25 protein-coding genes are annotated in these 25651 nt (G+C 63.0%); 12 read left to right on the forward strand and 13 right to left on the reverse strand.

Annotated features, from left to right (window positions below):
- Positions 1-5 precede the first annotated feature (5 nt).
- Both ASE71_RS16930 and ndk read left to right on the forward strand, forming a co-directional pair.
- Positions 6-695 (forward strand): glutathione S-transferase family protein, encoded by a 690-nt coding sequence (locus ASE71_RS16930; protein ID WP_060522134.1) that lies wholly within the window; start codon positions 6-8, stop codon positions 693-695.
- 102 nt (positions 696-797) lie between these two features.
- Positions 798-1220 carry a nucleoside-diphosphate kinase gene (gene ndk / locus ASE71_RS16935; protein ID WP_034803877.1) on the forward strand — a complete coding sequence of 141 codons (423 nt, stop codon included), beginning with the start codon at positions 798-800 and terminating at the stop codon, positions 1218-1220.
- A 91-nt stretch (positions 1221-1311) separates the two neighbouring features.
- Here the strand turns inward: ndk and ASE71_RS16940 are convergent, their stop codons facing one another.
- A complete protein-coding gene (locus tag ASE71_RS16940) occupies positions 1312-1821 on the reverse strand; it encodes a hypothetical protein (protein ID WP_060522135.1) in 510 nt (169 codons plus the stop codon).
- Positions 1818-2378 carry a CGNR zinc finger domain-containing protein gene (locus ASE71_RS16945; protein WP_034803871.1) on the reverse strand — a complete coding sequence of 187 codons (561 nt, stop codon included), beginning with the start codon at positions 2376-2378 and terminating at the stop codon, positions 1818-1820. Before ASE71_RS16945 ends, ASE71_RS16940 begins: the two co-directional genes overlap by 4 nt.
- Positions 2379-2445: 67 nt before the next feature.
- Here ASE71_RS16945 and ASE71_RS16950 point away from each other — a divergent pair, with 67 nt between their 5' ends.
- The gene (locus ASE71_RS16950) at positions 2446-3342 is read left to right on the forward strand and encodes a branched-chain amino acid ABC transporter permease (RefSeq protein WP_060522136.1); all 897 of its coding nucleotides are present in this window, start codon (positions 2446-2448) and stop codon (positions 3340-3342) included.
- 17 nt (positions 3343-3359) lie between these two features.
- Here ASE71_RS16950 and ASE71_RS16955 read toward each other — a convergent pair whose 3' ends face one another.
- The 5 genes from ASE71_RS16955 to ASE71_RS16975 form a co-directional block, all read right to left on the reverse strand.
- Entirely contained in the window at positions 3360-3824 is a 465-nt protein-coding gene (locus ASE71_RS16955; RefSeq protein ID WP_034804281.1) for a molybdenum cofactor biosynthesis protein MoaE, read from the reverse strand.
- A gap of 4 nt (positions 3825-3828) precedes the next feature.
- Positions 3829-4089 (reverse strand): molybdopterin converting factor subunit 1, encoded by a 261-nt coding sequence (moaD, locus tag ASE71_RS16960; protein ID WP_060522137.1) that lies wholly within the window; start codon positions 4087-4089, stop codon positions 3829-3831.
- Positions 4086-4673, reverse strand: coding sequence for a CDP-diacylglycerol--glycerol-3-phosphate 3-phosphatidyltransferase (gene pgsA / locus ASE71_RS16965; RefSeq protein WP_034803862.1), 588 nt, complete (start codon positions 4671-4673; stop codon positions 4086-4088). The genes moaD and pgsA overlap by 4 nt, the downstream gene beginning before the upstream one ends.
- 129 nt (positions 4674-4802) lie before the next feature.
- The gene (gene uvrC, locus ASE71_RS16970; RefSeq protein ID WP_060522138.1) at positions 4803-6827 is read right to left on the reverse strand and encodes an excinuclease ABC subunit UvrC; all 2025 of its coding nucleotides are present in this window, start codon (positions 6825-6827) and stop codon (positions 4803-4805) included.
- Positions 6824-7588, reverse strand: a complete 765-nt coding sequence (locus ASE71_RS16975) for an SDR family oxidoreductase (protein ID WP_060522139.1) — start codon at positions 7586-7588, stop codon at positions 6824-6826. Before ASE71_RS16975 ends, uvrC begins: the two co-directional genes overlap by 4 nt.
- Before the next feature lie 368 nt (positions 7589-7956).
- Between ASE71_RS16975 and ASE71_RS16980 the strand changes: the two genes are divergently transcribed.
- Positions 7957-8595: an outer membrane protein gene (locus tag ASE71_RS16980; protein WP_060522140.1), complete on the forward strand. Its 639-nt coding sequence runs from the start codon at positions 7957-7959 to the stop codon at positions 8593-8595.
- Between the two features lie 60 nt (positions 8596-8655).
- Here ASE71_RS16980 and ASE71_RS16985 read toward each other — a convergent pair whose 3' ends face one another.
- From ASE71_RS16985 to ASE71_RS17000, 4 genes are all read right to left on the reverse strand, one after another.
- Positions 8656-9246, reverse strand: coding sequence for a glutathione S-transferase (locus tag ASE71_RS16985; RefSeq protein WP_034803852.1), 591 nt, complete (start codon positions 9244-9246; stop codon positions 8656-8658).
- Positions 9247-9307: 61 nt separating this feature from the next.
- Positions 9308-10024: a ribonuclease T2 family protein gene (locus tag ASE71_RS16990; protein ID WP_060522141.1), complete on the reverse strand. Its 717-nt coding sequence runs from the start codon at positions 10022-10024 to the stop codon at positions 9308-9310.
- Between the two features lie 2 nt (positions 10025-10026).
- A complete protein-coding gene (locus ASE71_RS16995) occupies positions 10027-10467 on the reverse strand; it encodes a hypothetical protein (protein ID WP_060522142.1) in 441 nt (146 codons plus the stop codon).
- 51 nt (positions 10468-10518) lie between these two features.
- Positions 10519-11388 (reverse strand): 23S rRNA (adenine(2030)-N(6))-methyltransferase RlmJ, encoded by an 870-nt coding sequence (locus tag ASE71_RS17000; protein ID WP_060522143.1) that lies wholly within the window; start codon positions 11386-11388, stop codon positions 10519-10521.
- Between the two features lie 69 nt (positions 11389-11457).
- Here ASE71_RS17000 and ASE71_RS17005 point away from each other — a divergent pair, with 69 nt between their 5' ends.
- From ASE71_RS17005 to ASE71_RS17025, 5 genes are all read left to right on the forward strand, one after another.
- Positions 11458-13593, forward strand: coding sequence for a molybdopterin-dependent oxidoreductase (locus tag ASE71_RS17005; protein ID WP_060522235.1), 2136 nt, complete (start codon positions 11458-11460; stop codon positions 13591-13593).
- Between the two features lie 29 nt (positions 13594-13622).
- Positions 13623-14516 carry a cation diffusion facilitator family transporter gene (locus tag ASE71_RS17010; protein ID WP_060522144.1) on the forward strand — a complete coding sequence of 298 codons (894 nt, stop codon included), beginning with the start codon at positions 13623-13625 and terminating at the stop codon, positions 14514-14516.
- A 43-nt stretch (positions 14517-14559) separates the two neighbouring features.
- Positions 14560-15156, forward strand: coding sequence for an NUDIX domain-containing protein (locus tag ASE71_RS17015; RefSeq protein WP_060522145.1), 597 nt, complete (start codon positions 14560-14562; stop codon positions 15154-15156).
- Positions 15157-15259: 103 nt separating this feature from the next.
- On the forward strand, positions 15260-17869 hold the full coding sequence (mprF, locus tag ASE71_RS17020; RefSeq protein WP_060522146.1) for a bifunctional lysylphosphatidylglycerol flippase/synthetase MprF: 2610 nt from the start codon (positions 15260-15262) through the stop codon (positions 17867-17869).
- Positions 17870-17928: 59 nt separating this feature from the next.
- Positions 17929-19251, forward strand: a complete 1323-nt coding sequence (locus ASE71_RS17025; protein ID WP_244496977.1) for a virulence factor family protein — start codon at positions 17929-17931, stop codon at positions 19249-19251.
- A gap of 311 nt (positions 19252-19562) precedes the next feature.
- Here ASE71_RS17025 and purN read toward each other — a convergent pair whose 3' ends face one another.
- Both purN and purM read right to left on the reverse strand, forming a co-directional pair.
- Positions 19563-20231, reverse strand: coding sequence for a phosphoribosylglycinamide formyltransferase (purN, locus tag ASE71_RS17030; RefSeq protein WP_034803831.1), 669 nt, complete (start codon positions 20229-20231; stop codon positions 19563-19565).
- On the reverse strand, positions 20228-21298 hold the full coding sequence (purM, locus tag ASE71_RS17035; protein WP_060522148.1) for a phosphoribosylformylglycinamidine cyclo-ligase: 1071 nt from the start codon (positions 21296-21298) through the stop codon (positions 20228-20230). Before purM ends, purN begins: the two co-directional genes overlap by 4 nt.
- 259 nt (positions 21299-21557) lie before the next feature.
- Here purM and ASE71_RS17040 point away from each other — a divergent pair, with 259 nt between their 5' ends.
- The 3 genes from ASE71_RS17040 (at position 21558) to ASE71_RS17050 (ending at position 25646) form a co-directional block, all read left to right on the forward strand.
- Entirely contained in the window at positions 21558-22679 is a 1122-nt protein-coding gene (locus tag ASE71_RS17040; RefSeq protein ID WP_060522149.1) for an AI-2E family transporter, read from the forward strand.
- Between the two features lie 26 nt (positions 22680-22705).
- Complete coding sequence (gene hdaA / locus ASE71_RS17045; protein WP_034803824.1) at positions 22706-23395, forward strand: DnaA regulatory inactivator HdaA; 690 nt, start codon at positions 22706-22708, stop codon at positions 23393-23395.
- A 64-nt stretch (positions 23396-23459) separates the two neighbouring features.
- Positions 23460-25646: an RNA degradosome polyphosphate kinase gene (locus ASE71_RS17050; RefSeq protein ID WP_034803821.1), complete on the forward strand. Its 2187-nt coding sequence runs from the start codon at positions 23460-23462 to the stop codon at positions 25644-25646.
- The last annotated feature ends 5 nt before the right edge of the window (positions 25647-25651 follow it).

Consider the following 25651-nt stretch of genomic DNA (forward strand, 5'->3'; position numbering starts at 1 on the left):
TTTGCATGACTAGAAAGCTCTATTCGCTGTGTGGATCCGACAGGGCGCGTCCCTTCTCGCCGCATGTGTGGAAGACCGCGATGTCGCTGGCCCACAAGGGGCTCGACTTTGACACCGTGCCGATCGGTTTCACCGAAATCCGAGCGATCGAGGACGGGGCGACGAACCTGGTGCCGTTGCTGCGGGATGGAGAAAAGCTCGTGAAGGACAGCTTCGAGATCGCCCTTTATCTCGAACGGACCTATCCGGACCGTCCGGCGCTCTTTGCCGGCGAGGGGGCGATGGCGATCGCCCGCTTCGTCGAGGTTTGGTCGCAGACGACGCTGCACCCGGCCATCACCCGCATCATCATCCGGGATATTCACGACCGGCTGGATCCCGTCGATCAGGCCTATTTCCGCGAGAGCCGGGAAAAGCGCTTCGGCACGTCGCTCGAGGCCGTGGCCGAAAGTGGCGGATCCTCTCTCGCAACCTTCTCGGAAAAGCTCGAGCCTTTGCGCCATCTGCTGAAGATTCAGGATTTTCTGGGTGGTGCAACGCCGCTTTTCGCCGACTACATCGTCTTCGGCGCGTTTCAATGGGCGCGCATCGTCTCGCCGCAGCGCCTGCTTCAGCCGGGTGATCCCGTCACCGCCTGGTTTGAGCGCTGCCTCGATCTGCATGGCGGGCTCGGGCGCAGTGTGACGGCTGCGTGAAACCCGCCTGGCCTAAGCCGAATCATCGGTGAACCCCCTTGTTTTGCGCGGAATTGGCGGCTAATGAACCGCCACTTCTCAAGAAACAAGGGATTTGAGCCAATGGCTATTGAACGTACCTTCTCGATGATCAAGCCGGACGCGACCAAGCGCAACCTGACCGGCGCCATCACCAAGATGCTCGAAGATGCCGGCCTGCGCGTCGTCGCTTCCAAGCGCGTCTGGATGAGCCGTCGCGAAGCCGAAGGCTTCTACGCCGTTCACAAGGAGCGTCCGTTCTTCGGCGAACTGGTCGAGTTCATGTCCTCCGGCCCGACCATCGTTCAGGTTCTCGAAGGCGAAAACGCAATCGCCAAGAACCGCGAAGTCATGGGCGCCACCAACCCGGCAAACGCTGACGAAGGCACGATCCGCAAGGTTCACGCTCTCTCGATCGGCGAAAACTCGGTTCACGGTTCGGATGCTCCGGAAACCGCTGCTGAAGAAATCGCCTACTGGTTCTCGGGCACCGAGATCGTTGGCTGATTCAAAATCTTCGGTTCGAGCCATAGTGGCTTGAATTGACTCAGGATTTGAGCCGGAGCGGAAACGCTCCGGTTTTTTGTTGCCCGGTCTCTCAGACGGGGCACTTCGCGGTCTCGAAATGGGCTGGTGCCTTGCCGCCGCTGAAGACCGCCGGGTTCTTGTCGTAGGCCGGGCCCTCGACCAGCGGTTTGGCCGGCATGATGTCCTGATCGACATCGGAGACGACGGTGGTCTCAAGCTTCTGCAGTGACTGGCCTTCGGGGCCTTTGACCTCGATCGACACCGTATAGGGGCGATCCTTCTTCACGCAGGTGACATCGGGGCTTTCCAGCACCACCTTCTCCAACTTCGGAAAGAGCTTGCGCTCCAGTGTCAGCGCGTCGCCGCCGGCCGGATTTTCGAAGTGCGCCACCACGATGCTGCCGTTGGGCACCGCCTCGGCCTTGGTCAGCGTGACCATGTAGGTCGCATAGGCGAGGCGGTAGTTGAAGACGAACATCTTGCCCGTCAGCTTCAGCGGATCCGGGCCGCTCTCGCGCTGACATGCGGCAGCGGCAAGTGCGATGGCGAGTGTGGCCAAGATCCCGAATGTCCTTGTCATGGGCCTGCTTCTTCCCTGTTGCGGTGATAGTGGCGCTTGGCTTTGGTGCGGTTGCCGCAGACGGCCATGTCGCACCAGGTGCGGCTGCGGTTGCGGCTGCGGTCGAGAAACAGCCAGCCGCAATTCGGGCAGATCTTCAGCCGATCGGGCTCGGGGTTGGCGGCAAGCGTGAGCGCCGATTGCGCCGTTGCGGTGTCGAGCGAAAGCAGGCCGCCCTGGTGCGTCGAGCCGCGCAAGACGCCGGCGATGGCTTCCAGCAGATCCGCCAACAGTTCCGGCCGGCCCGTGTCCGAGATCTCTGCGCGAAAATGCCGGTCGGTCGCTTCGCGCAACTGCAAGAGCCGGTCACGGTTCTCCGCGGCGACAGGCGCAAGCGCGCCGAAGCGTACACTCTCCGCGCTGTAGCGGTTGGCGGCTTCCGCAAAGGAATGGAGTGCGACGACATCGGCGAAGCGGTCGATCCGGCGTTCGGGATCGAAACGCAGGACGATGGAATTGGCGACATCCAGTGCCAGGGCGCCGCCGGCAAATCGATGGGCTGTCCAGGTGAAGGTCATGCAAAAATCCTAACTGGCAAAATTGATTTTACCAGTTATATTGATCTTGTCACGCTCCGGATGCGCCATGCTCTATTTTCTGCAGCAGCTCGCCAACGCCGTTCCCGTCGCAGCGCTCTACGCGGCGCTGGCCTTTGGCTACGCGATCGCCTTTGCCGTGACCCGCCGGGCCGATCTCACCTATGGTGCGCTCTTTGCCTTCTCGGGCCAGATCTTTGTGCTGTTTGCTGCTTTCGGCTGGGACCGGCTGTGGCTGGTGCTTCCGGCCGCCCTTGGTCTCGGTGCGGCGGCTGCCCTGACTTTCAGTGTTGGTGCCGGGCTCGTCGCCGGGCGGTATGTCATGCGGCCGTTGGCCTTCTCGTCGGCCAACACCGTCGTCGTCGCCTCGCTCGGCTGCCTGCTGGTGCTGATGGAAACGGCACGGCTTGCCTCGGAGACCCGCAGCCTGTGGCTGCCGCCGTTCCTCAATGCCAACATCGTCTTCTGGGATGATCCGCGTTTCCCGGTCACGTTGACCGTCATCCAACTCGGCAATACCGCGCTGATGGCGGCGTTGGTGGCGGCCGGGCACTGGTTCCTGACCCATTCGCGGGCAGGGCGGTTCTGGCGGGCCGTCTCCGAAGACCGGGGGGCTGCAGCGCTTTGCGGGGTCGACGCGGCCACTGTCTACATCGTCGCCTATGGCGCGGCGTCCCTGATTGCTGCCCTTTGCGGCATCCTCGCCGCGTCCTACTACGGCAACATGGATTTCGGCACGGGGCTTACTTTCGGCGTCAAGGTACTGTTCATCGCCGCGATCGGCGGCCAGGCCTCGCCGCTCTATGCAGCCCTCGGCGCTGCCGCGGTCGGCCTGCTCGAAACACTATGGAACGCCTATGGGCCGATCCTCTGGCGCGACTTTGCGATTTTCGGATTTCTGGTGATCGTGCTGATGGTGACGCGCAAGGAGAAGGTCATTCCCTGACCTCAAGGAACGGGCGGCTACTTCGACCAGCGGTCCCGTGCGGTGTCGTCAGCATCCTTGGCGCTGACCCAGCCGCCGGTCGTGCCGTCGCCCAAATGTTCCTTCTTCCAGAAGGGAGCCGATGTCTTCAGGAAATCCATGATGAAGTTGGCGCCGTCGAAGGCGGCCTGCCGGTGCCGCGAGGCGGCAACGACAAGCACGATGTTCTCGCCGGGAAGGATCTTGCCGTAGCGGTGGATGGCGGTGGCCGCCTGGAGCGAGAAGCGCTCGACCGCCTCCTGGCAGATGCGTTCGATCTCCGCCTCGGCCATGCCGGGGTAGTGTTCCAGTTCGAGGGCGGCAAGCGTGCCTGCCTCGTCGCGGCAAAGCCCGGAAAAGGTGGTGATGGCGCCGATGTCGGCACGCCCGGCCGAAAGCTTGGCGACCTCGCTATTGAGGTCGAAATCCTCGCGCTGGACGCGCACGGTCACCGGCGCGCGCATGGCCTCAGCCACCCGTCATCGGCGGAAACAGGGCGATCTCCCGGGCGCCGGCGATCGGCTCCTTGTGGTCGACATGTTCCTGGTTGATGGCCGCGCGGATGACGTTTTCATGTTCGAGCGCCGCCTCGTATTCCTCGCCGAGCGTCTTCAGGTGCTGAAGCAGATCGGCAATGGTGATGACACCGGCGGGAAGGTCGAGGGTTTCCTCGCCCTTGCCGATACGCTCGCGCACCCATGAGAAATAGACCAGGTTGACGGTGCTCATTCGTTGACCACGTGCTTGAGGCCGGCGCGGAAGTAATCGTAGCCCGAATAGAGCGTGATCGCGGCGGCAATCCACAGGAGCACGATACCGGCTTCCGTCGTATAGGGCAAAATCTTGTCGCCGGCCGGGCCGGCAAGCAGGAAGGCGATGGCGACCATCTGGATCGTCGTCTTCCACTTGGCGATGCGGGTAACGGGAACGCTGACCTTCAGCGCCGCCAGATATTCGCGCAGGCCCGAGACCAGGATTTCACGGCACAGAATGATGATCGCAGCCCAGATCGACCAGCCGGCGATCGTGCCGTCGGCGGCGACCAGCAGCAGGATGGAGGCGACCAGCAGCTTGTCGGCGATCGGATCGAGCATCTTGCCGATGTTCGATGTCTGCTTCCAAATGCGTGCGAGATAGCCGTCGAAGAAATCAGTGATTGAGGCAACGGCAAAAAGCGCCACTGCCGTCCAGCGCGCGAAGTCCGAACTGTGCAGCCGTCCTTCGACGAAGAAGCAAAGGACGATCAGCGGCACGATCAGGATGCGGAAATAGGTGAGCAGGTTCGGGATGCTGTAGGCGACGGGCGTGGGCATGGATTCGTGTTCTCTGGTTCGTCAGGTACAGAAATGACTTTGCTGGCCGGAGGTCAACAGGTCATCGTCGTCAACTGTCATATTTGCCCTATCGCATGTGAACGCCGGGTGAATTGTGACATCAGGTTTTCATTTCCCGGCATCGTCGTGGAAATGTTCGTAGACCAGCCGCGCCACCGTTTCGGAAATCCCGGCGACGGCCATCAGGTCGTTGATGCCGGCGCGCGAGACGGCTTTGGCGGTGCCGAAATGCGTGAGCAGCGCGCGCTTGCGCGTCGGCCCGATGCCGGCGATCTCGTCGAGCGGGTTCTTGACCATCTCCTTTTTGCGGCGAGCCCGATGCGAGCCGATCGCGAAACGGTGCGCCTCGTCGCGCAGCCGCTGGATGAAATAGAGCACCGGATCGCGCGGCGGCAGCGTGAAGCTGTCGCGACCGAGCGCGAAGAAGCGTTCGCGGCCGGCGTCGCGATCGACGCCCTTGGCGACGCCGATCGCCGTCACGCAGTCCTCGACATCGAGCTCCTTGAGGATGGCGCGCACTGCGGTCATCTGTCCCTGGCCGCCGTCGATGAGAATGACGTCCGGCCAGGCGGGGAAAGCGGCATCGTCACCGACCTCCACGCTCCGGTCCGGTTTGCCCTCTTCCTTCAGCAGCCGCGAGAACCGCCGCGTCATCACTTCGCGCATCATACCGAAGTCGTCGCCCGGGGTGATGTCGGTCGATTTGATGTTGAACTTGCGGTACTGGCCTTTGACGAAGCCTTCTGGCCCCGCCACCACCATGCCGCCGACGGCATTGGTGCCCATGATGTGCGAGTTGTCGTAGATCTCGATGCGGCGCGGCGTGCGCTCCAGCTTGAAGGTTTCCGAGAAGCCTTCGAGCAGGCGTGACTGGGAGGCTGTTTCCGCCAGCTTGCGGCCGTGCGCCTCGCGCGCATTGGCGAGCGCGTGATCGACGAGATCCTTCTTTTCGCCGCGCTGCGGCACCTGGATCGCGACCTTGTATCCGGATTTTTCGCTGAGCGCCTGGCCGAGCAGTTCCTGCTCTTCCACCGCTTCGCAAAGCAGGATCTGCCGCGGACAGGGCTTGTCGTCGTAGAACTGTGCGAGGAATTGCGAGAGCACCTCGGCCGTCGGCAGCGACGGGTCGGCCTTCGGGAAATAGGCACGGTTGCCCCAGTTCTGCCCGGTGCGGAAGAAGAACACCTGGATGCAGGAAATGCCACCCTCGTGGTGGATCGCAAAGACGTCGGCTTCCTCGACGCCAGAGGGGTTGATGCCCTGGTGGCTCTGGACGTGGCTGAGTGCGGCGAGGCGGTCGCGGTAAAGCGCTGCCCTTTCGAAGTCGAGGTTCTCGGCTGCCTCGCCCATGGCGGCAGCGATCGTCGCCTTCACCGCTTGGCTCTTGCCCGAGAGGAAGTCCTTGGCCTCCTGAACGAGTTCCGCATAGCCCTGATCGCTGATTTCGCCGGTGCAGGGCGCCGAACAGCGCTTGATCTGGTAGAGCAGGCAGGGGCGCGTGCGCGTTTCGAAGACGCTGTCGGTGCAGGTCCGAAGCAAAAAGGCGCGCTGCAACGAATTGATCGTGCGGCCGACCGCGCCGGCGGACGCGAAGGGACCGAAGAAGTCGCCCTTGCGGCTGCGTGCGCCGCGATGCTTGTAGAGTGCCGGTGCACGGCTGTCGCCGGTCACCAGGATATAGGGAAACGACTTGTCGTCGCGCAAAAGCACGTTGAAGCGGGGCCTCAGGCGCTTGATCAGGTTCGCTTCGAGCAGCAGCGCCTCGATCTCGGTGCGCGTCGTCACGAACTCCATGTTCGCGGTCTCGCGCACCATGCGGGCGATGCGGTTGGAATGACCGCGCCCCTGGGCATAATTGCTGACGCGCTTCTTCAGGCTGCGCGCCTTGCCGACATAGAGAACGTCTCCGGCCTCGTTGAACATGCGATAGACGCCGGGGCCATTCGGCAGCAGCTTGACGAAGGCCTGGATCAGCTCCGCGCCCTTCAGTCCCTCGGTCTCCGAGTGATTCTCGTGCCACTCGACGACGGGCGCAAGGCCGCTCACGTCAGACACTTCGATCAGGTCGTCGTCGTCTTCCGCTTCGTTGCCGTCATAAAGGATGCCGCCGTCGGCCGGCACGCGTCCATTCATTCCACTATCTCCCTGATGTCGGGCGTTTCCCAGGCGAGGTGCTGGCCCCCATCCAGTGCGATCATCTGTCCGGTAATCGACGGCGTGTCGAACAGGAAGCGGATCGTCCGTCCGAATTCGTCGAGCGTCGGCCCGCGCTTCAAGATCAGCGCATCGACCTGCGCCTCAAAATCCTTCGGGTCCTGCCGTTCGTTCGGCAGCGTCGGCCCGGGGCCGATGCCGTTGACGCGGATGCGCGGGGCGAGTGCCTGCGCCATCGTCCGGGTGGCCGTCCAAAGCGCCGACTTGGACAACATATAGGAATAAAAGCGCGGATTGGGAGCCCAGACGCGCTGGTCGATGACATTGATGATGAGCCCGCTGGCGTTGGCCGGCAGTTGCGCGGCGAAATCGCGCGCCAACAGGGAAGGGGCTTTCACATGCAGCGCGAAATGCTGGTCCCAGACCCCTTCGTCGAAGGCATCGAGGCTATCCTTCTTGAACAGCGACGCATTGTTGACGAGCAGATCGATCGGCCCAAGTGCTGCTGTCGCGCGCTCGATCAGTGTCGATGTCGCGCCCGTATCCGTAAGGTCGGCTCGAATCGCGACGGCATTCGTTCCGGTCTTCTTCAGGGTTTCGGCCAGGGCCCGCGCTTCGTCAAACGAGGCATCGGCATGAATGGCGACCGCAAAGCCGTGGGCGGCCAGGTCCTCCACTATAGCTTTACCGATCCTCTTGGCGCCCCCGGTTACGAGAGCCGCCTTCAGTGCTTTCTTCAACGTTTCATCCCGCTTTTTCGAATCTTCGCGTCAGCGGACGAAGATATAGGGAAGAAACGCGGGGCTGAAACACTCCCTGACGATTCCTTGCCCAAAAATTAATGGAATTGGCGTAAATTGTATTATTTTGCGTACTTATAGTATAGCTTTCGTTAATCTTGATTTATGGTTAACAAATCTCCTGTGGCGCCAAAGCAACATCAAACTTCGGGCGCGTTTGTGCCACCAAAATTTCACATTTTGGCTCTTGTGAATCCGCATTTGCTGGCCAATTTCAGCTCAACCGGGCGGGTTAAATTAAGAGTTGCCTGATGTTTCACTGTGGGACCCCAAGCCCTCGGCGCATCGGGACGAAAAGGAGAATGTTTATGCGTACGCTCACCACCACCCTCATGGCTTCGGCTGTGTCCCTCATCGCCTTCCAGGCCGCCCAGGCTGCAGACGCGATCGACGAAGTTCCGGCAGCTCCGCAGGCCGAATACAGCGAGCCGGCAGTCAAGAACTGGTCGGGCGCCTATGTCGGCGGTACCGCCGATTGGAAGCATGGCCAGCACGATGCGACCGGCAGCAACACCGCAGCCGGCTTCGGCGGCGGCCTCTATGGTGGCTACAACGTTCAGGACGGCCAGATGGTATACGGCGGCGAAGCCGATATCGGTTACTCCGGCCAGGATTCGACCAAGGGCAACCTGCGCATGAAGCAGGGCGTCAACGGCTCGCTCCGCGGCCGCGTCGGTGTCGATCTGAACCCGGTCCTCGTCTACGGTACCGCAGGTCTTGCCGTCGGCCAGACCAAGGGCACCGTCGGCGGCGCTTCCGACAAGAACACCATGGTCGGCTGGACCGCAGGCGTCGGTGCTGAAACCTTCGTCACCGACAACATCACCGCACGCGTCGAATACCGTTACACGGACTACGGTTCGAAGGACTTCCGCATGGGCAGCACCAAGGTCTCGTCCGGCTACGACGAGCACGCTGTTAAAGTCGGTATGGGCGTGAAGTTCTGATCGGCTTCTGCCGGATCAAAGAAAAGGCCGGGGAGACCCGGCCTTTTTTGTGTCTGCACGTTAGGCCTTGAACTTGGGGTAATCCGGGAAGTGTTTTTCGAACTTCGCCGGCCAGTTCTTCAACTTGGCACGCCCCTTCTGCCATTCGCCGGCAAACCGCAGCTCGATGTAGCGCAGCATCGCCGCGAGTGCGAAATGGCCTGCATTGAGCTTGGCCCCGGTCTTCGGCAGGTTGGCATTCAGATGGTCGAGGCTGCGCTCGACCTTTTCCCATTGCCGGTCGATCCAGGGCTGGTGCACCTTTTCCGGCGGATGGGAGCGTTTCTCGTAGACGATCGACAGCAGGCTGTCACAGACCCCGTCGCATAGCGCTTCCAGCAACTCGACGTCGGTGCGCTTTTCGGCGTTCCTGGGGTAGAGCTTGCCCTTGGTCTCCCGGTCGATGAAATGCATGATCGTACGGCTGTCGTAGAGAGCCCGTCCGTCGTCGAGAATCAGCGTCGGGATCTTGCCGAGCGGATTGTTGTCGATCAGCTCCGGCGGGTTGGCATTGGTGTCGGTCAAGACACTTTCGGCCGCATAGCCCGCATAATGCGCCGCCATGCGCACCTTGTTCGAATAGGGCGAGGCGGGCGAGTACAAGATCTTCATCGGGCGTCTTTCCTTCCAGAGATTGCGAGATGGGTTTCTGACAGGCGCCTTCTGCGGCTGGTCAAAGCGCCGGGGGCAGCGACACGCTTTCCTTTCGGCAGGCCTGGCGATCGACCGCCGGACAGGCGCGGAAATTGAGCGACTTGTCGAAGCAGATCCGGATTTCCTCGAGCCGACTACCCTCGCAGGTCACGGCGACCGCGTCCTTCGTCATGCCGGGATTCTTGGCAACGAGTGCGTCTTCGATGGCGGCGACGCGCAGGCCCTTTTCTTGCGGGGGAGGTGCGAGCTCCGATGGCAGCGTCAGCCGGTCCCACGCCGCGCGCGTGACGGCGAAGTATTCCTCCTGACTGAGGCCGGAGCAGGTCCCGTGCTTGCGCCATTGGTGGCCGATCAGGCCCATCGATGGAATGAGGTCGAGATATTGCTTGCCGAGCGACGACGGCACGCGATCGGACTGGCGTGTCGGGCAGAAGTCCGGATAACCCCGTTCGTTCTGCGGCCACAGGCCATGCACGATCAGGCCGCGATTGCCGCCGACTTCGCACTGGCTGGATTTTCCCTTGGGGTCATTGTCGCCGCACCAGGTCGGCGACCAGGAAAGCGAGAGCACATAGAAATCGAAGCCGCTGCCGACCGGCACCGTAACGGCCGCCTTCGTGGCTTGCGTTCCCGTCGCCGTCGGCGCCTTTTCAGTGTTCTGATCGCTGCAGCCAATGAGGGCTGCTGCAACGAAAAGCGCCGGCAGAAGCCGGCGCGTTTTCCGGAATGATCTCATGATTAACGGAGCGAAGCGCAATAGGCGCCGTAGACATACCAGGGATCGAGGCCGCCGACGCAGAACTCGATGCTTCTGCCGACGCCGGCAAAGCCCCACGGGCGTTCGATGAGGTAATAGAGCGCACGCTGTTCGCCGTTGGTCATCACAGCGGTTCCGTAGCAATATTCACGCTCGACGAGATGCGTCTCGTCGCGGAACTCCTGCCGATTCTGCCCCATGTCGCGGATCTCGGCGATCGAGAGATTGGTGTGCAGGTAATTTGCATCCCGATACTCGAAACGGGATGTGATGAAGCCGAGAACCGAGGATTCACTGCAGACCCCGGCGTTGTAGGATTGCGCCTGGCTGCTGCCGATGTAGTCGGCGGCAATGGCGCCCGGCGCCGTAGCGCCGGCGAGGGAAAGCGAAATGAGAAGCGTGGCGGCGAGCGTGCGAGTCATGGGCGTCTCCCTATGTCGTCGCATGAGATTGCGGTGCGTCGCGCCCGTCCGTCAAGCCCCTCGGGTTGTCTGTTCTTCCCCGCGCAGCCAGAAGCAGCGACTGGACGCGAAACGATCCTGCCCCAACCGGGTTTTCAGGAACGGCAGCAGCAGGTCGAGCTCGCTCTTCAGCGTGAAGGGCGGGTTTACGATGATGAGGCCGGAACCGGAAAGCCCTGTGGTTTCCCGGTCGCTTCTGACGGACAGTTCGGCGCAGAGCATCTTCGGGATGTCCAGCGCCTTCAGCGCCTCATGAAACGCTTTGATCGGCGCCCCCTGCTTCAGGGGATACCACAGGCAATAGACGCCGCCGGTAAAGCGGCGGTAGCCGCGCGCAAGGCCATCCACCAGCCGTTCGTATTCGCCCTCCTTTTCGAAGGGTGGGTCGACGAGAATCAATCCGCGCTTTTCCTTCGGCGGCAGGTGCGCGCCCAGCGCCAGCCAGCCGTCGAGCTCGGTGACGCGGCTCTGGAAATCGGCGTCGAACAGCCGGTGCAGCGTTTCGTAGTCGTCCGGATGCAGCTCCATTGCTGAGAGCCGGTCCTGGGGACGGAAGAGCATGCGCGCGAGCTTCGGCGAGCCGGGGTAGAGCGTGAGCTCGGAGCCGGGGTTCAGCGCGCGGATGGAGGACAGGTAGGGGGCGAGGATCACCGCGATCTCCGGTGGCAGTTCGCCCTCGAGCAGCCGGCCGACGCCGTCGCGCCATTCGCCGGTCTTCTGCGCTTCCTCGCTGGAGAGGTCGTAGAGCCCGATGCCCGCATGGGTATCGAGAACGCGGAACGCTTTCTCCTTCTGCTGGAGATAGGTGACGAGCCGCGCCAGCACTGCGTGCTTCAGGACGTCGGCAAAATTGCCTGCGTGATAGATGTGCCGATAGTTCATGAGCGCCGCCGATGGCTGTGATCAATAGTTGCGATGGGTGGGCGATTGGCTCTTTGAGCCGAAATGCCGATGCCATATACAAAAGCCATGAACGTTGCGACCCCCATCAAAGCAGAAAAAACCATCGGCCACTCGGTCTGTCCGCACGACTGTCCCTCGGCCTGCGCCCTGGAAGTCGACCTGACCGCCGAAGGGCGGATCGGCCGTGTGCGCGGTGCAGCCGCCAATACCTACACCGCCGGCGTGATCTGCGCCAAGGTGGCGCGGTATTCCGAGCGTATCTATCATCCCGACCGTCTGATGGTGCCGAAGCGCCGCAAGGGCGCCAAGGGCGAGGGCGGCTGGCAGGAAGTGAGCTGGGAGGCCGCGCTCGACGAGATCGCCGATCAGTTCATTCGCGCCGAGCAGAAATATGGCGCCGAGACCGTGTGGCCATACTTCTACGCGGGCACCATGGGCCAGGTGCAGCGCGACTCGATCGACCGGCTGCGTCACGCCAAGCGCTATTCCGGCTTCTTCGGCTCGATCTGCACCAACATGGCCTGGACCGGCTTGAGCATGGCGACCGGCGCCTTGCGCGGCCCCGACCCGCGCGAAATGGCCAAGGCCGATTGCGTGGTGATCTGGGGCACGAATGCGGTTGCGACCCAGGTCAACGTGATGACCCATGCGGTGAAAGCCCGCAAGGATCGCGGCGCGAAGATCGTTGTCATCGACATCTACGACAATCCGACGGTCAAGCAAGCGGACATGGGCCTGGTGCTGAAGCCGGGCACCGACGCAGCACTTGCCTGCGCCGTGATGCACATCGCGTTTCGCGACGGCTACGCCGACCGGGCCTACTTGGCGAAATTCGCCGACGATCCGGCCGGCCTTGAAGCGCATCTAAAGTCGCGCGGGCCGGAGTGGGCGTCGGCGATCACCGGCCTTTCGGCCGAGGAAATCGAGGCCTTTGCAAAACTGGTCGGCACGACGCCGCGGACCTATTTCCGGCTCGGCTACGGTTTCACGCGCCAGCGTAACGGTGCCGTCGCCATACATGCGGCGGCATCCGTGGCGACCGTGCTCGGCTCCTGGAAACACGAAGGCGGCGGTGCCTTCCACTCCAACAACGATATCTTCAAGCTCGACAAGCGCGAGTTGATCGGCTCGGCCTTTCACGATCCGGATGTGCGCATGCTCGACCAGTCGCAGATCGGCCGGGTGCTGACCGGCGACGCCGAGGCGCTGCGCCACCGCGGGCCGGTGACGGCGATGCTGATCCAGAACACCAATCCCGTGAACGTCGCGCCGGAGCAGCGGCTGGTGAAGCGCGGCTTCCTGCGCGACGACCTCTTTGTTGCCGTGCACGAGCAGTTCATGACCGATACGGCTGCTGTTGCCGATATCGTGCTTCCGGCCACCATGTTCCTGGAGCATGACGATCTCTATCGCGGCGGCGGCCATCAGCACATCCTGATCGGTCCTAAGGTGGTAGAACCACCCTCGACCGTGCGCACCAATCTGTTCGTCATCGAGGAACTGGCCAAGCGCCTTGGCGTTGCCGATCATGCCGGCTTCGGCCTGACCGAGCGTGAGCACATTGATCGGCTGCTCGCCAACTACGGCATCGGCTACGAGGAGATGAAGGGCCAGAAGTGGCTCGACTGTCAGCCCGCCTTCGAGGAGGCGCACTATCTCAACGGCTTTGGCCACCCGGACGGCAAGTTCCGCTTCAAGGCGGATTGGACGGGGACGCCGGCGCCGAACCGGCCGCCGAAGTCGATGGGCATTCAGGGGCCGCACCAGGCGCTGCCGGAGTTTCCTGACCATGTCGACCTCATCGAGGTCGCCGACGCCGAGCACCCGTTCCGGCTGGCGACCTCTCCGGCTCGATCCTTCCTGAATTCGACCTTTGCCGAGACACCGTCCTCGATCCAGAAGGAAGTGCGCCCGGAAGTGATGGTTCATGCGGAAGATGCCGCAGAACTCGGCATTGCCGATGGCGATGTCGTCCAACTCGGCAACGTCCGCGGCGAGGTGCGTCTGCATGCGAAGATCGGTGGCGGCGCCCGTCGCGGCGTGGTCATCGCCGAGGGCCTGTGGCCGAATGGCGCGCATCTCGACGGGGAGGGCATCAACGTGCTCACCGGCGCCGATGCGGTGGCGCCCTATGGTGGTGCCGCCTTTCACGACAACAGGGTCTGGGTAAGGTTGGCGCGCTAAGTCAGGTTAGAACGGCAACGGAACCTCCCATGAGCGGCGACCACCACCATGCAGATGTCACGAGCACGCCGGTTTCGAGGCTCTGGGCCTCGCTTGGCCTGACCGGCGGCTTCATGCTGGCCGAAGTCGTCGGCGGCATCCTGACCGGCAGCCTGGCGCTGATATCCGACGCCATGCACATGCTGACCGACACGGCGGCCCTTGCGATCGCGCTCGTCGCGATCCATGTCGGCCGTCGCCCGTCAGACCTCTTGCGCACCTATGGCTACGCCCGCTTCGAGATCCTGGCTGCCGCCTTCAACGCGCTGCTCCTGCTCGGTGTTGCCTTCTACATCCTCTATGAGGCCTGGAAGCGGCTGTCCGAGCCGCAGGAGATCCAGTCCGGCGGCATGCTGGTGATTGCCGTCATCGGCCTTCTCGTCAATCTCGCCTCGATGCGGCTGCTCACCAGCCACAAGGACGAAAGCCTCAACGTCAAGGGCGCCTATCTCGAAGTCTGGTCGGACATGCTGGGCTCGCTCGCCGTCATCGTCGGCGCGGTGGTCATCTGGCTGACCAGCTGGCAGTGGGTGGATTCGCTGCTCGCTGTCGGCATCGGCTTCATGGTCTTTCCGCGCACCTGGGTGCTGCTGAAGGAGTGCGTCAACATCCTGCTCGAAGGCGTGCCGCCGGGCATGCGCCTCGCCGATGTCCACGCGACGATTGCCGCCGTTCCCGGTGTTGCCTCCGTGCATGACCTGCATCTCTGGGCAATCACCCAGAGCCAGCCGTCGCTGACCGCCCATGCCGTACTTGCCGACGGTGCCGATGCCGAGACCGTGCGCCGCGCAATCGAGGAGCAGTTGCGCGCGACGTTCGACCTGCACCACACGACGCTGCAGATGGAGCGGGAAGATCGCGCGGCAGCGGAACATATCCACTGATGGCTGAAAGGGCGGGATTGCACTCGCCGGAGAAGGAAGTTGCATGAGCACCCAGCATGACCCACGCGTCAGGATCGTCGGCCGCCGCACGCTGTGGAAGGGCTTTGCGCACCTGGAAGAGGTGACGTTCGAACAGCAGATGTCCGATGGCGCGACCGTGACGCTGAAGCGGGAGATCCACGACCATGGCAATGCGGCGACCATCCTGCTCGTCGATGCCAGGCGCCAGAGCGTCATCCTGGTGCGGCAGCTTCGCGTTCCCGTTCTGCTCCAGGGCGACCCGGCCTATCTGATCGAGGCGGCCGCCGGGCTCCTCGACGGCGACACTCCGGAAGAGGCGATCTGCCGCGAGGCGCTGGAGGAGACCGGCTACCACGTCCAGGACGTCATCCACCTCTTCGATGTCTATATGAGCCCGGGGGCGCTGACCGAGCGCACGAGCTTCTTTGCCGGCCACATCGATGCCACCGAGAAACGCGGCGACGGCGGCGGGCTTGCGCATGAGGGCGAGGACATAGAAGTGCTGGAAATCCCCTTCGACGAAGCCGTCGCAATGATCGCGACCGGAGAGATCTGCGATGCCAAGACGATCATGCTCCTGCAGTGGGCGCAGCTCAACCGACAGCAGCTGTTTGCCTAAGGGATTGTTTTATAAGGGTATAATTTATTACCGATATTTCACTTTTTGATCCGTATCGGGTAAGCTAAAGCGCTGATGTCCTCATTATCGACATGGGCGCTTCATGACATCCTCCCTACCGGAACGTGCAACCGACGACGAGCAGCAGGCGGAGGGAGGCTGGTTCTCCTTCCTGCGTCGCAATCGCCGTTATCTATCGGCTGCCGGTACGCTCTTCGTAATCGCACTTTTCGGCTTTGCGATCTTTCACCTGACGTCCGAAGTCCAGTACGACGAGGTCGTCCAGGCATTGGCGGATACCAGTTGGATCTCCGTCGCGGCGGCGGTGTTCTTCACCGCATTGAGTTTCCTCGCGCTCACCTTCTATGACGTCAGCGCGCTTGATTACGTCAAGCGAAAGCTGCCCTATGCCGACGTGGCGCTGACGGCGGCCTCGGCCTACGCGGTCGGCAATACTGCGGGGTTCGGGGCGCTCAGTGGCGGCGCCATCCGCTACCGCTCCTATTCGCGCCTCGGCATCGAGCCTGAGAACATCGCCCGCATCATCGCCTTCGTGACGCTCGCCTTCGGGCTCGGGCTGCTGGCGGTGACTTGCCTCAGCCTGCTTGCCGTCGGCGAGTATGTGGCGCCGATGACCGGGATGGATCCTCTGGTATTGCGCGTAATCGCGGCCGTGATCCTCGGCGGTCTGTTCACAGTGTTCTTTCTTGCCCGTGACGGGCGCGAGGTCAGCATCGGGCGTCTGACGCTTCGGCTCCCGGATTCGCGCACCGTTTCGCGCCAGTTCCTGGTGACGGCGCTCGATCTCGCCGCCTCGGCGACCGTTCTCTATGTTCTTCTACCCGCCGGCACGATCGGCTGGCCGGCCTTCCTTGCGGTCTATTCGCTGGCCGTCGGCGTCGGCGTCTTGAGCCATGTGCCGGCCGGTCTTGGCGTCTTCGAGACGATCATCATCGCGACGCTCGGCCACAATGCCGATGTCGACACCATTCTCGGCGCGCTGGTGCTCTACCGCGTGATCTATCACGTGCTGCCGCTGGTGATCGCGATCGCCGTCGTCATCGGCATCGAACTCCGCCAGCTGTCCGGTCATCCGGTTGCCTCCAGCGTGCGGCGCATCGGCGGCCGCATGACGCCGCTGCTTTTGGCAACGCTCGGCATCGTGCTGGCGATCATGCTGGTTCTTTCCAGCGTGACCCCGACGCCCGACGAGAACCTGGCATTCCTCGAAGCACTGCTGCCCTTGCCGATCGTCGAGGGAGCACACTTCCTCGCCAGCCTTCTCGGCCTTGCCCTCGTGGTCGTCTCGCGCGGACTGGCGCTGAGGCTTGACGGCGCCTGGTGGGCCTCGATCGTGATCGGGATCGCCGCGCTGCTGCTGTCGCTGATCAAGGCGATCGCCGTGGTGGAAGCGGGCATGCTGGCCTTCTTCCTGGTGGGGCTCATCGTCAGCCGCCGCCTGTTCGTGCGGCCGGCCTCGCTGTTCGGGCAGGCGCTGACGGTGCCGTGGCTGACGGCGCTCGGGGTCATCTGCCTGGGCGCGCTGGTCGTGCTGCTCTTCGTCTATCGCGATGTCGAATACAGCCATGAGCTCTGGTGGCAGTTCGAATTCTCCGCCGAAGCCCCCCGCGGCCTGCGCGCGCTTCTCGGCGTAACGATCGGCGCGAGCATGCTTGCGATCTGGAGCCTGATGCGCCCGGCAACCGGAGCCGCCGAGCCTGCCTCCGACGACGCGATGGAGCGGGCGCTCTCGATCGTCGAGGCGCAGGACATGTCCGATGCCAATCTGGTGCGCATGGGCGACAAGAGCCTGTTGTTTTCCGCCGACGGCCGAGCCTTCATCATGTATGGCCAGCGTGCTCGTTCCTGGATCGCGCTTTTCGATCCCGTCGGCCCGATCGATGCCTGGCCGGAGCTGATCTGGCACTTCATCGAAAAGGCGCGCGCGGCCGGCTGCCGGGCGGTTTTCTACCAGGTCTCGCCCCTGGGGCTTGCATACTATGCCGATGCCGGGCTGCGCGCCTTCCGGCTCGGCGAACTCGCGCGCGTCGACCTCGCCCGCTTCGAGCTGAAGGGGGGCAAATGGGCGAACCTGCGCCAGCAGGTGAGCCGCGCTCAGCGGGACGGGCTCGAGTTCCGTGTCGTAGCGCCCGAAAACGTTCCGGACGTCATGCCTGACCTGACCGCGGTCTCCGATGCCTGGCTCGCGCATCACAATGCCAAGGAGAAAGGCTTCTCGCTCGGTGCCTTCGATCCCGAGTATCTTCGCGAGCAGCCGGTGGCGATCCTCACCTGTGGTGGGCGTACGGTCGCATTTGCCAATATTCTGGTGACGGCGACCAAGGAGGAGGGGACCGTTGACCTCATGCGCTTTTCGCCGGATGCGCCGAAGGGCGCGATGGATTTTCTCTTCGCCCAGGTGATGGAGTATTTGAAGGCCGAGGGGTACCGTACCTTCAACCTTGGCATGGCGCCCCTGTCGGGCATGTCCACGCGCCAGATCGCCCCGGTCTGGGACCGGGCCGGGCGCACCTTCTTCGAACACGGCGAACGTTTCTACAACTTCAAGGGCCTGCGCGCCTTCAAGTCGAAGTTTCATCCGCAGTGGCAACCGCGCTATCTTGTCGCCAGTGGCGGCATCAATCCGATCCTCGCCCTGATGGATGCGACATTCCTGATCGGCGGCGGTCTCAAGGGAGTGGTGAAGAAATGATCCGTGTCGCGAACGCCTGGAAATGCCTGACTTCGGCAGCGCTACTGCTCTCCGCATCGATGTCCCCCGCTCTCGCAGAAGGCGCGCCGAAGAGCTACGATACCGGGATGATCCCGTCGCCGCGCATCATGCTGCCGAAGGAAAAGGCGGCCGCACTTGTTGTGCTGCTGTCGGACGCCGCCGGCTGGACGGACAAGGAACAGGCGATCGCCGACGCGCTCACCGATGACAAGACAGTCGTTGTCGGCATCGACCTCAAGGCCTATCTCGCTTCGCTCGCCAAGGATGATGGCGACTGCATCTACATGGTCTCCGACATCGAATCGCTGAGCCAGCAGGTGCAGCGTGCCGTCGGCACCGACGCTTACCAATTGCCCGTCGTCGCAGGCGTCGGTGCCGGTGGTGCGCTGGCACTCGCCATCGCTGCCCAGACACCGCCTGCCACCATCGGCCAAACACTTGCGATTGATCCGGAAGAGGGGATCGCGCTTGAAAAGCAACTCTGCACCCCGGCCGAAAAGGTGAAGAAGGGCGACCGCATGGTCTATGGCCTGACCGACGGCGCATTGCCGGATCCGGTTTCCGTCGTCTTTTCACCCGCGGCATCGGCCGACGGGCGCGCCCATGTGGCGGCATTGATCGCCAAGCATCCGGACGTCGAGCAGGAGGACAGCGACGACGACGCCTATACGACGCTGTCCGATCACCTCACCGATATCATCGACAGCGAGCGCGACGCCGGCAATCCGTTCGGTTTGCCCCTGACCATCCTTGACGCAAAGCCGACCCGTGACACGATGGCGGTGATCTATTCGGGCGACGGTGGCTGGCGCGATATCGACAAGGAAGTCGGCGACGTGCTGCAGCAGCAGGGCGTACCGGTCGTCGGCTTCGATTCCCTGCACTACTTCTGGTCCGAGCGCGATCCGCAGGTGACGGCGGACGACCTTGCCAAGGTGATGAGCTACTACCGCAAGCACTGGAACGTGCGAAATGTGCTCCTCATCGGCTATTCCTTCGGTGCAGACGTCCTGCCGCGAACCTTCAACCTGCTGCCGGCCGGCGAAAAGGCCCATGTTCGCCAGGTGACCTTGATGGCCCTCTCGCACATGGTCGATTACAAGGTCTCTGTGCTGGGTTGGCTAGGGGCTTCTGGCGACGGCAAGGGTGGTGATCCGCTCGACGATATCAAGCGCATCGACCCGGCGTTGGTGCAATGCATCTACGGCACCGACGAAGAGGATGATGCCTGCCCGCAACTGAAGGGCACCGGCGTCGACGTCATCGGCATCGACGGCGGCCACCACTTCGACGAGGATTATCCGGCGCTGACACGGCGCGTGCTCGACGCTCTCGATCGCCGGCTGGCTTCGGCGAAGTGAACGGTCGGTGTGTGGGGGCGTGGGGCTTACCCCTCCACCCTGCCGGGAATCTCCCCCCACAAAAGGGGGAGATCGGCTAGACGCGCCCACCCGCTACAACTGAACGAGATCGCCCGCCGGCTCGGTGTTGACGATGGGGGTATCCTTCTGCGCCAGATAGAGTTGCCACCGGCGAACGGGTAATGACCGCCGAGCGGTCGCCATCTGCTGATCTCCCCCCTTACGGAGGAGATGCCGGGCAGGGCAGAGGGGGTATTCTGGCGTTAACCGCGTGCGACGCGCCGTAGTCGGGACAAAGCAAACCGGCGTGATTACGCAGCCGGCGAAATCAGCGTGCCCGTCGCCTCGCCAAGGCTCTTGCTCACAGCGCGACCGCCTTCCATGCGTATCTTGCCCTCGGCCATCAGCCGAAGCGCCATCGGATAGGTGCGGTGCTCGACGGTCAGCACTCGGGCAGCAAGGCTGTCGGACGTGTCGCCGGGCACGACTGGAACCACCGCCTGCGCCAGGATCGGGCCTTCGTCCATGCCTTCGGTGACGAAGTGCACGGTGCAACCGGCGACCTTCATGCCGGCGTCGATAGCCCGCTGATGGGTGTGCAGGCCGGGGAAAAGCGGCAGCAAGGACGGATGGATGTTGAGGATGCGTCCCTCGTGGCGCTGGATGAACGTCGCCGACAGCAGACGCATATAGCCGGCGAGGCAGATGATGTCCGGCGACAGCCGGTCGAGCTCGGCAAGGATTGCCGCTTCGTGGGCGTCCTTGCTGTCGTAGTCCTTGCGCAGGAAAGCGCGCGTGGGGATGCCAAGCGCCTCGGCTTTGGCGAGGCCGCCGGCATCCGCCTTGTCGGCGATGACGGCGACGATCTCGGCCGGGAAATCCGGCTCGGCCGTTGCCTTTGCGAGCGCCAGCATGTTGGAGCCGCCACCAGAGATGAAGACGACGACCCGCTTCTTGCCCGTCGAGACTTCCGTCGTCATAGGGCCAGGTTGCCCTTGTAGATCGTGCCGGCTGCACCTTCGTCGCGGGCGACCATGCGGCCCAGCGTAAAGACGGTTTCGCCTTCGCCGGTCAGCACAGACGTGACCTCCGCAGCCTTGTCGGCCGGGACGACGGCGATCATGCCGACGCCGCAGTTGAAGGTGCGCAGCATTTCGTTGGCGGCAACGCCACCGGTCTGGGCGAGCCAGGAGAACACCTTCGGCGCCTTGATCGCGTCGAGGTCGATCTCGGCAGCGAGGTGCTTTGGCAGCACGCGCGGAATGTTCTCAGGGAAACCGCCGCCGGTGATGTGAGCGAGCGCCTTGATCGAACCGGTCTCGCGGATCGCCTTCAGGAGCGGCTTCACATAGATGCGCGTCGGCGTCATCAGGAGATCGGCAAGCGTACCTTCGCCGAACGGAGCAGGAGCATCCCAGGCAAGGCCCGAGAGCGTGACGATCTTGCGCACCAGCGAATAGCCGTTGGAATGCACGCCGGAAGAGGCGAGGCCGAGGATGACGTCGCCTTCGGAGATGTCACCGGCCGGCAGCAACTGACCGCGTTCGGCAGCGCCGACGGCAAAGCCCGCGAGATCGTAGTCGCCGCCCGAATACATGCCGGGCATTTCGGCGGTCTCGCCGCCGATCAGCGCGCAACCGGATTCGCGGCAGCCCGCAGCGATGCCGGCGACGATCGCGGCACCCTGGTCCGGGTCAAGCTTGCCGGTCGCGAAATAGTCGAGGAAGAAGAGCGGTTCGGCGCCCTGGACGACGAGGTCGTTGACGCACATGGCGACGAGGTCGATACCGACGGTGTCGTGCTTGTTGGCGTCGATGGCGATCTTCAGCTTGGTGCCGACGCCGTCATTGGCGGCCACCAGAACCGGGTCGGTGAAGCCCGCGGCCTTGAGATCGAAGAGACCGCCGAAGCCGCCGATTTCGCCGTCGGCGCCGGGCCGCCGGGTCGAGCGCACATGCGGCTTGATCTTCTCGACCATCAGGTTCCCGGCGTCGATATCAACGCCCGCGTCGCTATAGGTGAGACCGTTCTTTCCCGACTGGCTCATGCTCGTTCTCCAAGGCTCGTCGTGCGACAGGTATTTTGCGGATGCGATTGGCACGGCAGGCAAGGGAGTGCAAGCCGAGAGCAGGCCTTGGCGGCGTTTTTTCACCATTTTGCCCATATCCCACGGCGCAAGCCAGTCAGCTTGGCTATAAACTGGATGACTGCACCGGTCGGACTTGACCGTTACGCGCACCGCCCCCTATCTCCTTGACAGGGTTGTGATACGCAACAGTGGCGAGCGGCGCCTCACGAGGAGTGTCATGGATATCAAGGTCAGCGGTTCCGGATTGCAGCGCCAGGTCATTTTCTGGCTACTGGTGCTTGCCGCCTTCATTGCCTTCCTCATGGTTTTCAGCTCGATCCTGCTGCCGTTCCTGGCCGGCATGGCGCTTGCCTATTTCCTCGACCCGGTCGCCGACCGCCTGGAGCGGTTCGGCTTGAGCCGGTTGATGGCGACGGTCGTGATCCTGATCGGCTTCGTCGTCGTCTTCGTGCTGGCCCTCATGGTCATCATTCCTGTCGTCGTTAGCCAGGCGGCCGATTTCATTGCGAACATCCCCGGCTATGCCGCCAAGCTGCAGGTGCTCGTCAACGAGGCGCAGACGCGGCTGATTCCCGATTGGCTCGCGAGCCAGATGCCGTCGCTGAAGCAAAGCTCCGGCAAACTGCTCGAACAGGGTGCGGCCTTCGTCGGCACGCTCTTCCAGCAGATCTGGAACTCCGGCGTGGCGTTGCTCGACGTCATCTCGCTGCTGGTCGTCACCCCTGTCGTCGCCTTCTATATCCTGCTCGATTGGGACCGGATGGTCGAGAAGGTCGATAGCTGGGTTCCGCGCGACTACGTTTCGGATGTGCGCCAGATCGCCCGCGACATGAACGCGACGATCGCCGGATTTGTGCGCGGGCAGGGCTCGCTCTGCCTCATTCTTGGTCTTTATTACGGGATCGGCCTGTCGCTGGTCGGTCTCAATTTCGGTCTGCTGATCGGTCTCTTCGCCGGCATGATCAGTTTCATTCCCTATGTCGGATCCATGGTCGGCCTGGTGCTCGCCGTTGGCGTCGCACTGGTCCAGTTCTGGCCGGACTATCTGTGGATCGGCCTCGTGCTTGCCGTCTTTTTCAGCGGCCAGTTCATGGAGGGCAATATCCTCCAGCCGAAGCTGGTGGGCAAAAGCGTCGGCCTGCATCCGGTCTGGCTGATGTTTGCGCTGCTTGCCTTCGGTGCACTGTTCGGCTTCGTCGGTCTTCTGGTCGCGGTGCCCGCAGCAGCCGCCATCGGCGTGCTTGTCCGCTTCGGCATCCAGCGCTACCTTGATAGCGACCTCTATCACGGGCACGGCAAGGCCGTGGAAAAGAAGGCGAAGAGCGACAAGGCCGCCTGATTTCCGACGATTGTCCCGAGTACAGCATGACAAAACGCCCATTTGAACAAATCCCCCTGGCTTTCGGCCACGACCCGGCGACGGGTCGTGAGGACCTGCTCGTCTCCGACAGGCTGAGCGCGGCCATCGCCATCGTCGACCACTGGCCGGACTGGCCGGCGCCCGTGGTCATCATCGCCGGCCCGGTCGGCTCGGGAAAATCGCATCTCGCCAGCATCTGGAAGGAGCGGGCAGGAGCGGAAGTGATCCACCCGCTCGCCGGCTCCGATGCCGCGTTGATCGCGGCCGAAAGACCTGTTCTCTTCGAGGATGCCGACCGCAGCGGCTTCGACGACACGACGCTTTTCCACGTCATCAACAATGTGCGCCAGCACGGCACCAGCCTGCTGATGACGACGCGGCTCTGGCCGATGTCCTGGCCGGTGACGCTGCCGGATCTGCGCTCGCGCCTGAAGGCGGCGACCGTGGTCGAGATCGGTGAGCCGGACGACGAATTGCTGACGCAGGTGCTGATCAAGCTCTTTGCCGATCGCCAGCTCTTCGTCGACGAGCGGCTGGTGGGCTACATCGTCCAGCGCATGGAGCGCTCGCTGGAGGCAGCGCAGACGATCGTCGAGCGCATCGACCACTTGGCGCTGGCCCGCGGCACGAAGCTTTCGCGCGCACTCGCTTCCGAAGTTCTCGAAGAACTGGGAAATCAGCGTCGGTCCGATTGACTGTCACAGAACCGTCGTCAAACTGAGATAGCCGGTGCAGCCGGAGCAATGGGATCTGAAAAGCATGGATAACGCGCTATCTGCGGTGAACGAAAACCAGGCATCGGCGGAGGACGTCGACCTGCTGACGAGCCCGCAGCGCTTCATCAACCGCGAATTTTCCTGGCTGCAGTTCAATCGCCGCGTGCTCGAGGAAACGCTGAACACGGCGCATCCTCTGCTGGAGCGTGTTCGCTTTCTGTCGATCTCTGCCGCCAACCTCGACGAGTTCTTCATGGTGCGCGTCGCCGGCCTCGAAGGCCAGGTGCGCCAGGGCCTCTCGATGCGTTCGCCCGACGGCAAGACCCCGGTCGAGCAGCTCGAAGACATCCTGAAGGAAATCGACAATCTGCAGATGGAGCAGCAGGCCTCGCTCGCCGTGCTTCAGCAGTATCTCGCCAAGGAAGACATCCTGATCGTTCGCCCGGCCTCGCTTTCGGTGCAGGACAGGAGCTGGCTTGCCAACGAGTTCGATCAGTCGATCTTCCCAGTGCTGACACCGCTCTCCATCGACCCGGCGCATCCGTTCCCCTTCATTCCGAACCTCGGCTTTTCGATGGGCCTGCAGCTCGTCAGCAAGACCGGCCGCGAGCCAATGACGGCGCTCCTGCGTCTGCCGGTGGCACTCGACCGCTTCATCCGGCTGCCCGACGTCAAGAACGTCATCCGCTACATCACCCTCGAAGACATGGTCAGCCAGTTCATCGACCGGCTGTTTCCGGGCTATGAGGTCAAAGGCTCCGGTACCTTCCGCATCATTCGCGACAGCGATATCGAGGTGGAAGAAGAGGCGGAAGACCTCGTTCGCTTTTTCGAGACCGCGCTGAAGCGCCGTCGCCGCGGTTCGGTGATCCGCATCGAGACCGATTCGGAGATGCCGGCGTCGCTGCGCCAGTTCGTCGTGCAGGAACTGGGCGTCCCGGAAAACCGGATCGCCGTCCTGCCGGGACTGCTGGCACTCAACACTTTGTCCGAAATCACCAAGGCTCCACGCGATGATCTGCGCTTCGAGCCGTACAATCCGCGTTTCCCCGAGCGCGTGCGCGAGCATGCCGGCGACTGCCTGGCGGCGATCCGCGAGAAGGACATGGTGGTGCATCACCCCTACGAGTCCTTTGACGTGGTCGTGCAGTTCCTGTTGCAGGCAGCGCGCGATCCTGAAGTCGTCGCCATCAAGCAGACGCTTTACCGCACGTCGAACGACAGCCCGATCGTGCGCGCCCTGATCGACGCCGCCGAGGCCGGCAAGTCGGTGACGGCGCTGGTCGAGCTCAAGGCCCGCTTCGACGAGGAGGCCAATATCCGCTGGGCGCGCGACCTCGAACGCGCCGGCGTACAGGTCGTCTTCGGCTTCATCGAACTGAAGACCCACGCCAAAATGTCGATGGTGGTGCGGCGCGAAGAGGGCAAGCTTCGGACCTATTGCCATCTCGGCACCGGCAACTATCACCCGGTCACCGCGAAGATCTATACCGACCTGTCGTTCTTCACCTGCAACCCGGTCATCGCCCACGACATGGCGAACATCTTCAACTTCATCACCGGCTACGGCGAGCCGGAGGCGGGCATGAAGCTGGCCGTCTCGCCGCACACGCTGCGCCCGCGCATTCTCAGGCACGTCGACGAAGAAATCGAGCATGCCAAGGCCGGGCGCCCGGCGGCGATCTGGATGAAGATGAACTCGCTCGTCGATCCGGAGATCATCGACGCGCTCTATAAGGCGAGCCGTGCCGGCGTCGAAATCGACCTGGTGGTGCGCGGCATCTGCTGCCTGCGACCGCAGGTCCCGGGGCTATCGGACAATATCCGTGTCAAGTCCATCGTCGGTCGATTCCTCGAACATTCCCGCATATTCTGCTTCGGCAACGGTCACGGGCTTCCATCGGAGAATGCCCTTGTCTATATCGGCTCGGCGGATATGATGCCGCGCAATCTGGATCGGCGGGTCGAGACGCTCGTGCCTCTCATCAACCGGACTGTGCACGAACAGGTTCTGTCGCAGATCATGCTGGGTAATCTCATCGACAACCAGCAGAGCTACGAAATTCTTCCCGATGGCACCTCTCGCCGGATGGAAGTCGGCAAGGATGCCGAGCCTTTCAACGCACAGCACTATTTCATGACCAATCCCAGCCTCTCCGGCCGGGGCGAGGCCCTGAAGTCCAGCGCACCGAAGCTCATAGCCGGCTGGAAGAGCGGCTGGCACAAATAAACTGG

Source organism: Ensifer sp. Root954 (genome assembly GCF_001429005.1).
In the GTDB taxonomy this organism is placed as follows: domain Bacteria; phylum Pseudomonadota; class Alphaproteobacteria; order Rhizobiales; family Rhizobiaceae; genus Ensifer; species Ensifer adhaerens.